Source organism: Streptomyces sp. CRCS-T-1 (assembly GCF_024442335.1).
Lineage (GTDB): Bacteria > Actinomycetota > Actinomycetes > Streptomycetales > Streptomycetaceae > Streptomyces > Streptomyces koelreuteriae.
In genome coordinates, this window is sequence record NZ_CP101651.1 from 6,395,510 (window position 1) to 6,408,704 (window position 13,195).

Here is a 13,195-nt window from a genome sequence, read left to right on the forward strand (position 1 = left end):
GCCCGCGCCCCGCTGGCAGAATCCGGGCCGTGACCAGCGAACAGCGCACCGTCGCCGCCGAGCTCCGGGTGGGCGGCCAGGACGACGACCTCGAAGAGCGGCTCGACGAGGAGCTGACGGCCTTCAACACCGCTGCCGCCGACGGCGCCGTCACCGAGCCCCTCTCCGTCCGCGTCAGCGACGACAGCGGCGAGCTGATCGGCGGACTCACCGCCTGGACGTGGGGCAGCCTGTGCTCCGTGGACATGCTCTGGGTGCGGGAGGACCAGCGGCACGCCGGCTGGGGCGGCCGGCTGATGCGCGCGGCGGAGGCCGAGGCGGCCCAGCGCGGCTGCACCGACATGATCGTCTCCACGTACAGCTTCCAGGCCCCCGGCTTCTACCCCCGCCTCGGCTACCGGGAACGGGCCCGCATCCAGGGCGTGCCCGGCGGGCACGAGGACGTCTACTTCCACAAGCGTCTCGACGTCGCCGAGGCGTGAGACGGCGTGCGGCGGCCGGGCCTCCTCCCCGTAGGCTGACGCCCCATGACCACCAGCAACACCGGTACCGGTGATGTCGACGCCGCCGTCCGCGAGGAGCTCGCCCGGCTGCGCGCCAGCATCGACAACATCGACGCGGCCGTCGTCCACATGCTCGCCGAGCGCTTCAAGTGCACCCAGCAGGTCGGACACCTCAAGGCCAGGCACCAGCTCCCGCCCGCCGACCCGGCCCGTGAGGCCCGTCAGATCGACCGGCTGCGCACGCTCGCCGAGAACGCCAAACTGGACCCGGCCTTCGCTGAGAAGTTCCTGAATTTCATCGTCGCCGAGGTCATCCGCCACCACGAGCGCATCGCCGACGAGACACTCAACGGCTCCGCCTCCGGCGGCAACTGACCTCGGACGACGTCCGGCGGCGAGAGACCTCCGCAGGAGCGCTCCCAGGGGAGTGACACGGCGGCCCGCGCGGGGCATGCTGCGCTGTGCACAGCATGTCAGCTGACAAGCACTGCGCGTCAGTGTCCCGGACTTACTCTGGTCCTCCACGAGGGAGGGGCGTCGGGCCATGCCGTCGGATACCAGGATCCTCATCGTCGACGACCACGAGGACACGCTCTACGCACTGGAAAGCGCCCTGGCCCCGCTGGGCTATCTGCTCGGCCGGGCCACCAGCGGCGACGAGGCGCTCAAGCAGGTGCTCCGCGGCCAGGTCGGCCTGCTCCTCCTCGACGTGCGCATGCCCGGCGTCAGCGGCCTGGAAGTGGTGCGCTACATGCGGCGCGTCGAACAGACCCAGCACATCCCCGTGATCCTGCTGACCGGCTTCGGCGCCGACCACGAACTGACCACCGCCGCCTTCCGCCTGGGCGTCGCCGACCTCGTCATGAAACCCGTGGACCCCTGGGCCCTGCGCACCAAGGTCCGCTACCTCTACGACGCCCAGCAGCGCCACCTCGCCCTGGAGCGGGAAGTGCGCCGGCTGCGCGCCCTCGTACGGGAGCACACCGAGGCCGCCGTACACCCCGCGCGCCCCGCCCTGCCGCATCCCGACGCGCGCGTACCGACCCAGCGACCCATGGGGGCGCACGCCGGGGAGCTCGAAAAAGACCGCACCTAGAGGCGGACATTGGGCACGTACCGATCCGCCTCTGTGCCTTGCCAGTGCGATCAGGCAGCATGTCACGCATGTCCGTACTGACGCGCGACGAAGCGCAGACCCGAGCAGAGCTCCTCGACGTGCACCGCTACACGATCGAACTCGACCTGACCACCGGCGACGAGACCTTCGACTCCCGCACCCTGATCAGGTTCAGCGCCCGCGCCGACGGAGACACCTTCGTCGAGGTCAGGCCGGACGAGCTGCGCTCCGTCACCCTCGACGGACACCCCCTGGACCCCGAAGCCCTGGACGACAACCGGCTGCCCCTGAAGGACCTCACCGCCGGCGAGCACGAACTGCGCGTGCACGCGGCCATGCGCTACTCCCGCACCGGCGAGGGCATGCACCGCTTCACCGACCCCACCGACGGCGAGACATACGTCTACACCCAGCTCTTCCTCGACGACGTCCAGCGCGTCTTCGCCGCCTTCGACCAGCCCGACCTCAAGTCCGTCTTCGAGCTGTCCGTCCGGGCCCCCGAGGGCTGGACCGTCCTCGCCAACGGCATCACCGAACAGACCGACGGCGTATGGAAGGCGGCACCCACACCGCTGATCTCCACCTACCTCGTCGCCGTCGCCGCCGGCCCCTGGCACTCCGTACGCACCGAGCACGGCGGCCTGCCCTTCGGCCTGCACTGCCGCCGCTCCCTCGCCCCCTACCTGGACGCCGACGCCGACGAACTCTTCGACGTCACGCGCGCGTGCTACGACCGCTACCACGAGAAGTTCGACGAGCCCTACCCCTTCGACTCCTACGACCAGGCCTTCGTCCCCGAGTTCAACGCGGGCGCCATGGAGAACCCCGGCCTCGTCACCTTCCGCGACGAGTTCGTCTACCGCTCCGCCGTCACCGACACCGAGCGGCAGACCCGCGCCATGGTCATCGCCCACGAGATGGCCCACATGTGGTTCGGCGACCTCGTCACCCTCAAGTGGTGGGACGACATCTGGCTGAACGAGTCCTTCGCCGAGTACATGGGCTACCAGACCCTCACCGAGGCGACTCGCTTCACGGACACCTGGACCGACTTCGCCGTCGCCCGCAAGTCCTGGGGCTACGACGCCGACCAGCGCCCCTCCACCCACCCCGTCGCCCCCGAGGCCGTCGACGACACCGCCTCCGCGCTGCTCAACTTCGACGGCATCTCCTACGCCAAGGGCGCCAGCGCCCTGCGCCAGCTCGTCGCCTGGCTCGGCGAGAAGGACTTCCTCGCCGGCATCAACACCCACTTCGCCCGGCACAAGTTCGCCAACGCCACCCTCGCCGACTTCATCGACTCCCTCGCCGGCGCCACCGAACGCGACGTCCACGCCTGGGCCGACGCCTGGCTGCGCACCACCGGCGTCGACACCCTCACCCCCCAGGTCGTCCCCGGCGAGAACGGCACCTGCGCCCTCACCGTCGACCACGCCGGCAGCCGCCCCCACCACATCGCCGTCGGCCTGTACGACCGGGACCTCGGCGACGACGGCGGGCACCTCGCCCTGCGCGAACGCCTCCAGCTGGACCTGCCGCGCGACGACGCCCACCCCCTCGGCAAGCGCCCGGCCCTGCTCCTCCTCAACGACGGCGACCTCACCTACGCCAAGGTCCGCTTCGACCCCGAGTCCTTCGAGACCATCCGCAAGGAACTGTCCGGCCTGCCCGAACCGCTCACCCGCGCGGTCGTCTGGAACGCCCTGCGCGACGCCGTCCGCGACGGCGAACTGGCCCCCGCCGCCTACCTGGAGACCGCCCGGGCCCATCTCCCCCTCGAGACGGACCTCGCCGTCGTCCAGGGAGTGCTCGCCTTCGCGTCCACCTACATCACCGACCACTACCTCACCCCCGAGGAGCGCCCCGCCGCGCTCGCCACCCTCTCCGACCTGTGCCGCGACCTCATCCGCCGCACCGAGGACGGCGACAACCCCGGCCTGCGCCTGATCGCCGTACGCCACCGCATCGACGTCGCGGCCCACCCCGACACCATCGCCGCCTGGCTCGCCGACGGCACCGTCCCCGGCGGCCCGGAGCTCGACCCCGAGCTGCGCTGGCGCGTCCTCGCCCGGCTCGCCGTCCTCGGCGCCACCGACGAGGCCGCCATCGCCGCCGAGCTGGAACGCGACCCCAGCGCCACCGGCCGGGAGGGCGCCGCCCACTGCCGGGCCGCGCTGCCCGACCCGGAGGCCAAGGCCCGCGCCTGGCAGGCGATGTTCGGCTCCGACGAGCTGTCCAACTACCTCTTCACCGCCACCGCCGCGGGCTTCTGGCAGCCCGAACAGGCCGACCTGGTCCGCGAGTACGTGCCGCGCTACTACGCCGACGCGGTGGCCGTCGCCGAGCGCCGCGGCCCCGCCATCGCCACGGCCGTCGGCCGCTCGGCCTTCCCCGCCCACGCCGTCGACGCGGAGAACCTGCGCCTGGGCGAGGATTCCCTGCGCGACGCCGAACCGATCCCGGCACTGCACCGCAAGCTCGTCGACCAACTGGACGATCTGGCACGGGCGTTGAGGGTGCGGCAGGGACCGCGGCCGTAGGGCCCCGGGCGCCGGGCACCTCCCCGGCGCCCGACTCCTCCCAGGGCTGAGACGACCGGACCCCAACAGGTTCTCCCCGTCGGGAAGTACCTCCACCCGGGTCCGGTCGTTGGGCTTCACGGGCGCGTCGCCCCGCTCCCCGGAGGACGCCCATGAGCACGCCGCACCTCGCCTCAGGTCCCGAAGGCCCACGCGCCCTGCGGCCGTTGCTCGACACCGTGCTCGAAGCGCTGGACACCGGCGCCCGGGCGCGCGGCGGGCCCCTCCCACCGGGCGGACCGGAGGCGGTCGCGGCCCGCGTGCGCGAGACGGCGGGAGAGATCCTCCCCGACCAGGGCGACCCACACGCCCTGCGCACCCTGGTCCACCTCTTCGCCGAAGGCGCCGCCGACCCCGCACACCCCCTGTGCGCCGCCCACCTCCACTGCCCACCCCTGGCCGTCGCCACCGCCGCCGACCTCGCCGCCTCCGCCCTCAACCCCTCCCTCGACTCCTGGGACCAGGCCCCGGCGGCATCGGAACTGGAGACACTGGTGACGGGGGCCCTGGCCAGGGAGATCTACGGCTGCCAAGAAGGGTCCGACACCCCCGACTCCCTCGTCACCACCGGCGGCACCGAGTCCAACCAACTCGCCCTCCTCCTCGCCCGGGAGGCGTACGGCGGGCACGTACGGCTGGTGTGCGGGGCCAACGCCCACCACTCGCTCACCCGGGCCGCCTGGCTGCTCGGACTGCCCGCACCCGTCGTCGTGCCCGCCCCCGCCGGGACCCTCGACCCCGCCGCGCTCGACAAGACCCTCACCCGCCTGCCCGGCCCGCTGCTCGTCGCCGCCACCGCCGGCACCACCGACGCCGGCCTCATCGACCCGCTGCCCGAGATCGCCGGCCACTGCGCGGCCCACGGCGCCCGGCTGCACATCGACGCCGCCTACGGCGGAGGCCTCCTGTTCAGCACCCGGCACCGCACCGCGCTCACCGGACTCGACGCCGCCGACACCGTCACCCTCGACCTGCACAAACTCGGCTGGCAGCCCATCGCCGCAGGCCTCCTCGCCGTCAAGAACCCCCGCGACCTCACCGCCCTGCGACAGCGCGCCGACTACCTCAACGCCGCCGACGACACCGAGGCCGGCCTCCCGGACCTGCTCGGCCGCTCCCTGCGCACCACCCGCCGCCCCGACGTCCTCAAGCTCGCCGTCACCCTCAAAACCCTCGGCCGAAGCGGCCTCGGCACCCTCGTCGACCAGGTCTGCGCCCGGGCCCGCGAGTTCGCCGCCCTCGTCCGGGACCACCCCGGCTTCGAACTCCAGGCCCCGCCCGTCATCAGCACGGTGCTGTTCCGCCCCGCGGACGCCACGGACACCACGGTGGCCGCCGTACGCCGCGCGCTCCTCACCGACGGCCGTGCCGTCCTCGGCCGGACCCGTCTCGACGGCCGGCTCTGGCTCAAGGCCACCCTCCTCAACCCCGCCACCGGGCCCGACGACCTGGCCGCCCTGCTGCACCTCGTGGCAGCGCGCCGAGCCACCCTCGTGGAAGGACACACCCCCCGATGAACCCCGCACCCACCCCCGACCCCACCCCGACGCCCCACCCGTACCACCAGCCCGACGCACCCCGCGACCTGGTCGGCATCGGCATCGGCCCCGCCAACCTCTCCCTCGCCGCCCTCGCCCACCCGCTCGGCGACCTCGACACCGTCTTCTACGACCAGCGCCCCGCCTTCGGCTGGCACTCCGGCCTGCTCATCGAGGGCGCCACCATCCAGGTCCCCTTCCTCGCCGACCTGGTGTCCCTCGCCGACCCCACCAGCCCCTGGACCTTCCTCAACTACCTCAGGTCCCGCGAGCGGCTCTTCCCCTTCTACTTCGCCGAGCGCTTCCACATCCAGCGCGCCGAGTACGACGCCTACTGCCGCTGGGTCGGCGAGAGCCTCCCGGACCTCCACTTCGGCCACCAGGTCGACGCCGTCCGCTGGAACCCCGAACGCGACGTCTTCGAGGTCGACTTCACCCAGCTCGACGCCGACGGAGAAGCCGAGGCCCTCGGCCGCACCTACACCCGCAACGTCGTCCTCGGCATCGGCACCGAGCCCTACGTCCCCGAACCCCTCAAGCCCCTCGCCCAGGCACCCGGCGTCCCCGTCGTGCACGCCGCCGACTACCTCGACCACCGCGCCACCCTGCTCGCCGCCGAGCACGTCACGGTCGTCGGCATCGGACAGTCCGGCGCCGAGATCTTCCTCGACCTGCTGCGCAACAGACCGGCGGGCCAGGAGAGACTCCACTGGCTGGGCCGCACCGAGGCCTTCGCACCCATGGAGTACTCCAAGCTCGGCCTGGAGCACTTCACCCCCGACCACACCCGCTACTTCCACGCCCTGCCCGAATCCGCCCGCGACCGGCTCGTCACCGACCAGTGGCAGCTCCACAAGGGCATCGACACCGCCACCGTCGCCGCCATCCACGACGAGCTCTACCGCCGCACCCTGCACGGCGGCTGGCCCGACGCCGTCCTCACCCCCGGCGTCCACGTCCGCACCGCGGGCCGCGTCGCGACGACCAAGGTGGAACTGCACCTGGAGCACAGCACGCAGGACAGCCGCTCCCGCCTCACCACCGACGCCGTCGTCCTCGCCACCGGCTACCGCGAACGCCCCCTCGACCGCGTCCTCGCCGGCCTCGACCCCTACCTGCGCCGCGACAGCAGTGAACGCCCGCGCATCGACGAGGAGTACCGCCTCGTCCTCGACCCCTCCGTCACCGGCACGGCCTACGTCCAGAACGCCGAGACCCACACCCACGGCGTCGGCGCCCCGGACCTCGGCCTCGCCGCCTGGCGCAGCGCGATCATCCTCAACTCCCTGACGGGCAGGGAGGCCTACGCCCTCCCGCGCCGCACCGCCTTCACCACCTTCGGCCTCACCCAGCGACAGCAGGTCCCGCCGGCCCGTCAGGCACCGGCGCTGACCCCGCTGGTGGACCGAAGGTGATGACAACCCGAGGACCGGGCTCTAGAAGACGGGCGTGCCGTTCCGCGTGAGCTTCCAGTCCACCGCCGCGAACTCGGCCGGATCGACGGACCCCTTCGCCTTCACCCAGGCGATCATGGTGTTGCGGATCTCGTCCGAGTTCGACCACAGCAGCTGCGAGGCCGCGACATGCGGGAAGTTCCCGCCGCCGTTGGCCCGGTAGTTGTTCACCGCGAACACGAACTTCGCATCGTCCGCGAGCGGCTGCCCACCGAACGTCACATTCGTCACCCGCGAACCCGCCGGCTTCGCGATGTCGATCTCATACGCCAGACCGCTCACCACGTCGTAGTTGTAGTCCGGCGTGCCGTTCGCGTTCGTCAGCTTCGCCGGATCCACCTGCGCGCCCGGCGCCGTCTGCACGAAATAGTTCGCCGAGAACTCCAGATACGCCTTCATCTGCGCACCCGTCATCAGACGCGCCTCCAGCGTGTTCTCGAAGACGTACAGACCCGCCACGTCCCGGATCGTCACCTCGCCCGCCGGGATCCGGGCACTGCGCGAGAAGCACGCCGCCTGCGACAGCACCGGCAGCGAGGCGTGCTCCGTACCCGCCAGCGCCTGCTTCACCGTGTCCGCCTGGATGTGGTTGATCAGATCGATGATCGGCACGTCCTTGTACGGCGCTTCGGCCGACGTCATCTCCGCCGCGTTCGTGCCGATGACCTGGTTGACGTACGCCACGACCTTCTCGTGCTCGTCCGACAGCAGCCGGACGATCTTCCGGTCCTCCTCCACCGCGTTGGAGTTCAGGACCTTCGCGCCCACCTTCTCGACCTTCCAGCAGCCCTTCGCCCAGACCAGCTCGAAGTCGAACAGCGTCAGCCGCTGCCCCCACTTCAGCGGCTCGGACAGCACGACCTGCTTGCCGGTCTTCTTGTTGGTGACGAAGTACTCGGCGATCTCCGTGTGCGCGTGCCCGACCAGGATCGCGTCGATCCCCGGCACCTGCTCCGCCACCAGACCCGCCGCGTTCTCGATGTACGGCAGCTGATCACCGTAGGACGACGTCCCCGACGAACCACTGTGCGCCGACACGATGACGACGTCCGCGCCCATCGACCGCAGCTTCGGCACCCACTTCGCCGCCTGCTCCTCCAGACCCGGGAACGTCATCTTGCCCTGCACGTTCGCCTTGTCCCAGATCGCGATCCCCGGGTTGGTCAGCCCCAGCACCGCCACCTTCACATCCCGCCCGAACGGCGTGCGCAGCCGGTGCATGCTGTACGGCGCGAACGCCGGCCGCAGCGTCTTCGCGTCCAGCGCGTTCGCGCCCAGCAACGGGAAACGACACTGCTGCTCGAACTTCCGCAGCACCGGAATGCCGTAGTTGAACTCGTGGTTGCCGAGCGCCGCCGCGTCGTAGTCCATGGCGTTCATGGCCTGCGCCATCGGGTGCACCGGGCCGCCCTTGGCGGTGATCGGGTCGACCTTGGCGTAGTAGTACGACAGTTGCGTGCCCTGGATGGTGTCGCCCGCGTCGATGAGCAGCGTGTTGCGGCGGCCCTTCTCCTCGCGGATCCGGTTCACCAGGGTGGAGATCTTCGCCAGACCGATGTCGTTGTGGTCCTTGTCGTCGAACTCCTTGTCCGTGAAGTAGTCCCAGTTGAAGACGTTGCCGTGCAGGTCCGTCGTCCCCATCACGGTGAAGGAGTACCGCTTCGCGCCCCGCTTGCCCTCGCCCCGCGCCTCGGCCGCCTGCGCACCCGGCGCCGAGACCGCACCGGCCAGCGCCACCCCCGCCCCGGTCACGGCGGACTTCTCCAGGAACTTCCGGCGGTTCAACGGCATGTCTGGCTCCCCTTGCGGAATCTGTGAACGACGCGCGTAGATAACGCGCGTAGATTCTGACCCGCTCATGACCGGCCGCAACAGCCCCGGCAGGTTGCGATCTGATGACTCAGTCGGCCAACTCCACGCCTCCCGCCAGCCACAACATGACAGAGTGGGGCGTATGACCGCGCCCACAGGAGATGCCTCCCAGCCCGCCGTCCCCTACGGAACACCCGACGCTCCCCGCATCGCCGTCCGAGGCGAGGCCCGCCTCGAAGTCGACCCGGAGATCGCCCGCATCGGCATCACCGTCGCCGCCCGCGGCCGCGACCGCCGCTCCGCCCTCGACGACCTCACCCGCCGCAACACCGGCGTCCTCGACCTGGTCAAGTCCTACGGCGACGCCGTCGAACGCCTGGAGACCGGCGCCTTCTCCATCACGCCCGAACTCACCAAGCACGGACGGGGCGAACGCATCCGCACCTACCACGGCCGCGTCCATGTCACCGCCGAACTCACCGACTTCACCGCCCTCGGCGAACTCACCACCCGCCTCGCCGACCTCGAACTCACCCGCGTCGACGGCCCCTGGTGGGCCCTGCGCCCCGACTCACCCGCCCACCGTGAGGCCAGGAAGAAGGCCGTACGGGAAGCCGTCCAACGCGCCCGCGAGTACGCCGAGGCCCTCGACACCAGCCTCTCCGCCCTGGTCGAACTCGCCGACATCGGCGCGGAGAACACCCCGCCGGCCTACCCCCAGGCCCCCGGCCGCATGCGCTCCGCCGCCTACGCCGGCGCCGAGGACACCGCCGCCGCCCCTCTCGACCTCGAACCCCAGCGCCAGCGCGTCCACGCCCAGATCAACGCCCGCTTCACGATGGTGCCGCCGCGCCTGTAGCCGGAATTCCGGCTGCATTTCGAAAACGCGACCGAGGGATTCCCGTCGCTGCGATTTCCGGCGCTCATCGGAGCACCCCGCCGCACAATTCAACACTTGGCCAGAGCGCTTCATTCAAAGTCTGTCGAGTAGTCACTCGCGACCAATTCTCTACCGGCCGGTAACTCATAGGCTCACCCTTATGCGCCGAGCAAAGATCGTCTGCACACTGGGCCCCGCCACCGACTCCTACGACCAGATCAAAGACCTGGTCGACGCCGGAATGGACGTCGCCCGATTCAACCTCAGCCACGGCGACCACGCCGAGCACGAGGAGCGCTACCACCGGGTGCGCAAGGCCGCCGACGAGACCGGCCGCAGCGTCGGCGTCCTCGCCGACCTTCAAGGCCCGAAAATCCGGCTCGGCCGCTTCACCGAAGGCCCTGTACTCCTTGAACGCGGCGACACCTTCACCATCACCGTCGAAGAAGGCGTCGAAGGCGACGGCCACATCTGCGGCACCACCTACGCCGGCCTCGCCGCCGACGTCACCCCCGGCGAACGCATCCTCGTCGACGACGGCAAGGTCTGCCTCGAAGTCACCGGGATCGACGGCCCCCGCGTCCACACGAAGGTCCTCGAAGGGGGCGTGATCTCCGACCACAAGGGCCTCAACCTCCCCGGCGTCGCCGTCTCCGTCCCCGCCCTCTCCAAAAAGGACGAGGACGACCTCCGCTGGGCCCTGCGCACCGGCGCCGACGTCATCGCCCTCTCCTTCGTCCGCACCGGCCGCGACATCCAGGACGTCCACCGCATCATGGACGAGGAAGGCCGCCGCCTCCCCGTCATCGCCAAAGTCGAAAAACCCCAGGCCGTCGAGAACATCGAAGAAATCGTCGCCGCGTTCGACGGCATCATGGTCGCGCGCGGAGACCTCGGCGTCGAAATGCCACTGGAACAGGTTCCGATCGTCCAGAAGCGTGCGATCAAACTGGCCAAGCGCAACGCCAAACCCGTCATCGTCGCCACCCAGATGCTCGACTCGATGATCGACAACGCCCGCCCGACCCGTGCCGAGGCCTCCGACGTCGCCAACGCCGTCATCGACGGCACCGACGCGGTGATGCTGTCCGGCGAGACGAGCGTCGGCAAGCACCCCGTCGAAACGGTCGCCACCATGGCCCGCATCGTCGAAGCGGCGGAAGAGGACATCCTGGCCAAGGGCCTCCCGCCCCTCACCGAACGCAACAAACCCCGCACCCAGGGCGGAGCGGTGGCCCGAGCGGCGGCGGAGATGGGCGACTTCCTCGGCGCGAAGTTCCTGGTCGCCTTCACCCAGTCCGGCGACACCGCCCGCCGCCTCTCCCGCTACCGCTCCCCGATCCCCCTCCTCGCCTTCACCCCCGACCAGGCCACCCGCTCCCAGCTCAGCCTCACCTGGGGCGTGGAAACCTTCCTCGGCCCCTGCGTCGACTCCACCGACGCGATGGTCGACCAGGTCGACGAACTCCTCCTCACATACGGCCGCTGCCGCCCCGGCGACACGGTGGTCATCACGGCAGGCTCCCCTCCCGGCGTCTCCGGCTCCACCAACCTGGTCCGCGTCCACCACATCGCCGAGTAACCCTCAGTACTTGGCCCCGACGTGGGCGTCCATGAGGGCTACGGAGGCTTTGCGGGCGACGGAGATGTTGTACGGGTTGCCGTGGCGGGTGCAGTGGGTCCACTCGATGCCGAGCTTGTCCAGGGTGTCGGTGCAGAGCCGTCGGATGTCCTCGGAGACGTTGGTGAAGAAGTACCGGGGATACTCGTAGCGCTTGCGCTCGCCGGCGACCATGCGGGTCGTCCAGTTGGTGACGCGGCAGCCGTCGGAGTGGATGAGGCCACGGACGAATTCCCAGGGGTGGGCGTCGACGACTTCCTGCTGCCAGGGTTCAAGGACGATCCGGCGCTCATGCTTCTTGCCGGGGCCGTGCTGAGGGAACATGCAGGTCCAGTGCTTCGTGTACGACTTCACCTCGACACAGCCGGGCTTGTGGCGCTGCTTGACGCTGGGCAATGCCATCACCTTGCGCATGGCGTCTTCGGCGGCGGAGATCAGGCCGGTCTGCATGGCATTGCAGAAGACGGACAGGTGATGCTGCTTGCGCTTCGAGATGATGTGGCCGTCGCCGAGGTAGAGCCCGAGCAGGTAGGAGTACGCGACCTGGTCGAACCCGCGGCCTGTGCACCGGGGGCAGTCGGTCGGTTGCTCGTAGGTCTCGCCGCGCGCTCTGCGGTCTTCGCTGCGCCACCAGCCGACAGTGCCTCGCGGGACGTTCAGGCGCTCCGCGACGGTGCGGTTCGGTACGCCCTGGCGCATCAGTGCGACGGCTTGAGCTCGAATCGAAGGGCTGTGCTGCTCCATGGGGGTAACTCTGCGCCACTGATCGTGACTGCGTGCAGCAAAAAGCGGAGGACCACGCGAACGTGATCCTCCGCTTACTGATCTTGTTGTGCCCGGTGTGGGATTCGAACCCACATGCCCAAAGGGCACGGCATTTTGAGTGCCGCGAGTCTGACCAGTTCCTCCAACCGGGCAGGTCTGGGGACCGACCAGCAGTGTACCGGTTCACCGTGCGCCCTTGCTGCTAGGTACGCTCTTGGGAGCAGACCGGCCTGCCCCGTACCAAGGAGCCCACGTGAGCGCCCCCGAGTCGCCCCAGCCTGTTGACGTGCCCGATGACGACAAGTCGCACGTGCCTCCGCTGACGACCCGTGTCGTCATCGCCGAGGACGAGGCCCTGATCCGGCTCGATCTCAAAGAGATGCTGGAGGAGGAGGGGTACACCGTCGTCGGCGAGGCCGGGGACGGGGAGCAGGCCGTGGAGCTGGCCCGCGAGCACCGGCCCGACCTCGTGATTCTCGACGTGAAGATGCCGAAGCTGGACGGCATCTCCGCGGCCGAGAAGATCGCCGAGGAGAGCATCGCGCCGGTGCTGATGCTGACCGCCTTCTCGCAGCGCGACCTCGTGGAGCGCGCCCGGGACGCCGGTGCCATGGCCTACCTGGTGAAGCCGTTCAGCAAGACCGACGTCGTACCGGCGATCGAGATGGCCGTCTCGCGCTTCACGGAGCTGAAGGAGCTGGAGAAGGAGGTCGCGGACCTCACTCTGCGGCTGGAGACGCGCAAGCTGGTGGACCGGGCGAAGTCGGTCCTGCAGACGGAGTACGGGCTGAGCGAGCCGGCCGCGTTCCGGTGGATCCAGAAGACGTCGATGGACCGGCGGATGTCGATGCAGCAGGTCGCGGAGGCGGTCATTCAGGACGCCGACGAGAAGAAGGCCAACAAGGGCTGATCCCCCCCCGCACGCC

11 protein-coding genes and 1 tRNA gene are annotated in these 13,195 nt (G+C 70.2%); 9 read left to right on the forward strand and 3 right to left on the reverse strand.

From position 1 onward, the window contains the following. Positions 1–29 precede the first annotated feature (29 nt). From NNW99_RS28940 to NNW99_RS28965, 6 genes are all read left to right on the forward strand, one after another. On the forward strand, positions 30–482 hold the full coding sequence (locus NNW99_RS28940; RefSeq protein ID WP_251057971.1) for a GNAT family N-acetyltransferase: 453 nt from the start codon (positions 30–32) through the stop codon (positions 480–482). A gap of 45 nt (positions 483–527) precedes the next feature. Beyond that, positions 528–878, forward strand: coding sequence for a chorismate mutase (locus NNW99_RS28945; RefSeq protein WP_215122106.1), 351 nt, complete (start codon positions 528–530; stop codon positions 876–878). A gap of 169 nt (positions 879–1,047) precedes the next feature. Continuing rightward, positions 1,048–1,599, forward strand: a complete 552-nt coding sequence (locus NNW99_RS28950; protein WP_215122107.1) for a two-component system response regulator — start codon at positions 1,048–1,050, stop codon at positions 1,597–1,599. Between the two features lie 68 nt (positions 1,600–1,667). Beyond that, positions 1,668–4,160, forward strand: coding sequence for an aminopeptidase N (pepN, locus tag NNW99_RS28955; RefSeq protein ID WP_215122108.1), 2,493 nt, complete (start codon positions 1,668–1,670; stop codon positions 4,158–4,160). Between the two features lie 152 nt (positions 4,161–4,312). Beyond that, positions 4,313–5,716, forward strand: a complete 1,404-nt coding sequence (locus tag NNW99_RS28960) for an aminotransferase class V-fold PLP-dependent enzyme (RefSeq protein ID WP_215122109.1) — start codon at positions 4,313–4,315, stop codon at positions 5,714–5,716. Next, a complete protein-coding gene (locus tag NNW99_RS28965; RefSeq protein ID WP_215122110.1) occupies positions 5,713–7,152 on the forward strand; it encodes a lysine N(6)-hydroxylase/L-ornithine N(5)-oxygenase family protein in 1,440 nt (479 codons plus the stop codon). Before NNW99_RS28960 ends, NNW99_RS28965 begins: the two co-directional genes overlap by 4 nt. Positions 7,153–7,173: 21 nt before the next feature. Here the strand turns inward: NNW99_RS28965 and NNW99_RS28970 are convergent, their stop codons facing one another. Then, a complete protein-coding gene (locus NNW99_RS28970; protein WP_215122111.1) occupies positions 7,174–8,982 on the reverse strand; it encodes a bifunctional UDP-sugar hydrolase/5'-nucleotidase in 1,809 nt (602 codons plus the stop codon). 163 nt (positions 8,983–9,145) lie between these two features. Here NNW99_RS28970 and NNW99_RS28975 point away from each other — a divergent pair, with 163 nt between their 5' ends. Both NNW99_RS28975 and pyk read left to right on the forward strand, forming a co-directional pair. Beyond that, complete coding sequence (locus tag NNW99_RS28975) at positions 9,146–9,862, forward strand: SIMPL domain-containing protein (protein ID WP_215122112.1); 717 nt, start codon at positions 9,146–9,148, stop codon at positions 9,860–9,862. Between the two features lie 181 nt (positions 9,863–10,043). Beyond that, a complete protein-coding gene (pyk, locus tag NNW99_RS28980; RefSeq protein ID WP_215122113.1) occupies positions 10,044–11,465 on the forward strand; it encodes a pyruvate kinase in 1,422 nt (473 codons plus the stop codon). Between the two features lie 3 nt (positions 11,466–11,468). Here the strand turns inward: pyk and NNW99_RS28985 are convergent, their stop codons facing one another. Both NNW99_RS28985 and NNW99_RS28990 read right to left on the reverse strand, forming a co-directional pair. Next, the gene (locus tag NNW99_RS28985; RefSeq protein WP_215122114.1) at positions 11,469–12,248 is read right to left on the reverse strand and encodes a helix-turn-helix domain-containing protein; all 780 of its coding nucleotides are present in this window, start codon (positions 12,246–12,248) and stop codon (positions 11,469–11,471) included. 89 nt (positions 12,249–12,337) lie between these two features. Continuing rightward, positions 12,338–12,421: transfer RNA gene (locus NNW99_RS28990), tRNA-Leu, on the reverse strand. A gap of 101 nt (positions 12,422–12,522) precedes the next feature. On the opposite strand from NNW99_RS28990, the gene NNW99_RS28995 reads away from it, so the two are divergent. Further along, positions 12,523–13,179 (forward strand): ANTAR domain-containing response regulator, encoded by a 657-nt coding sequence (locus NNW99_RS28995; RefSeq protein ID WP_215122115.1) that lies wholly within the window; start codon positions 12,523–12,525, stop codon positions 13,177–13,179. Positions 13,180–13,195: the final 16 nt, after the last annotated feature.

Excerpts from the sequence above, each read along its gene's own strand:
- NNW99_RS28945 (WP_215122106.1), top strand. The coding sequence starts at position 528 with ATGACCACCAGCAACACCGGTACCGGTGATGTCGACGCCGCCGTCCGC.
- NNW99_RS28950 (WP_215122107.1), top strand. The coding sequence starts at position 1,048 with ATGCCGTCGGATACCAGGATCCTCATCGTCGACGACCACGAGGACACG.
- pepN (WP_215122108.1), top strand. The coding sequence starts at position 1,668 with ATGTCCGTACTGACGCGCGACGAAGCGCAGACCCGAGCAGAGCTCCTC.
- NNW99_RS28960 (WP_215122109.1), top strand. The coding sequence starts at position 4,313 with ATGAGCACGCCGCACCTCGCCTCAGGTCCCGAAGGCCCACGCGCCCTG.
- NNW99_RS28965 (WP_215122110.1), top strand. The coding sequence starts at position 5,713 with ATGAACCCCGCACCCACCCCCGACCCCACCCCGACGCCCCACCCGTAC.
- NNW99_RS28970 (WP_215122111.1), bottom strand. The coding sequence starts at position 8,982 with ATGCCGTTGAACCGCCGGAAGTTCCTGGAGAAGTCCGCCGTGACCGGG.
- NNW99_RS28975 (WP_215122112.1), top strand. The coding sequence starts at position 9,146 with ATGACCGCGCCCACAGGAGATGCCTCCCAGCCCGCCGTCCCCTACGGA.
- pyk (WP_215122113.1), top strand. The coding sequence starts at position 10,044 with ATGCGCCGAGCAAAGATCGTCTGCACACTGGGCCCCGCCACCGACTCC.
- NNW99_RS28985 (WP_215122114.1), bottom strand. The coding sequence starts at position 12,248 with ATGGAGCAGCACAGCCCTTCGATTCGAGCTCAAGCCGTCGCACTGATG.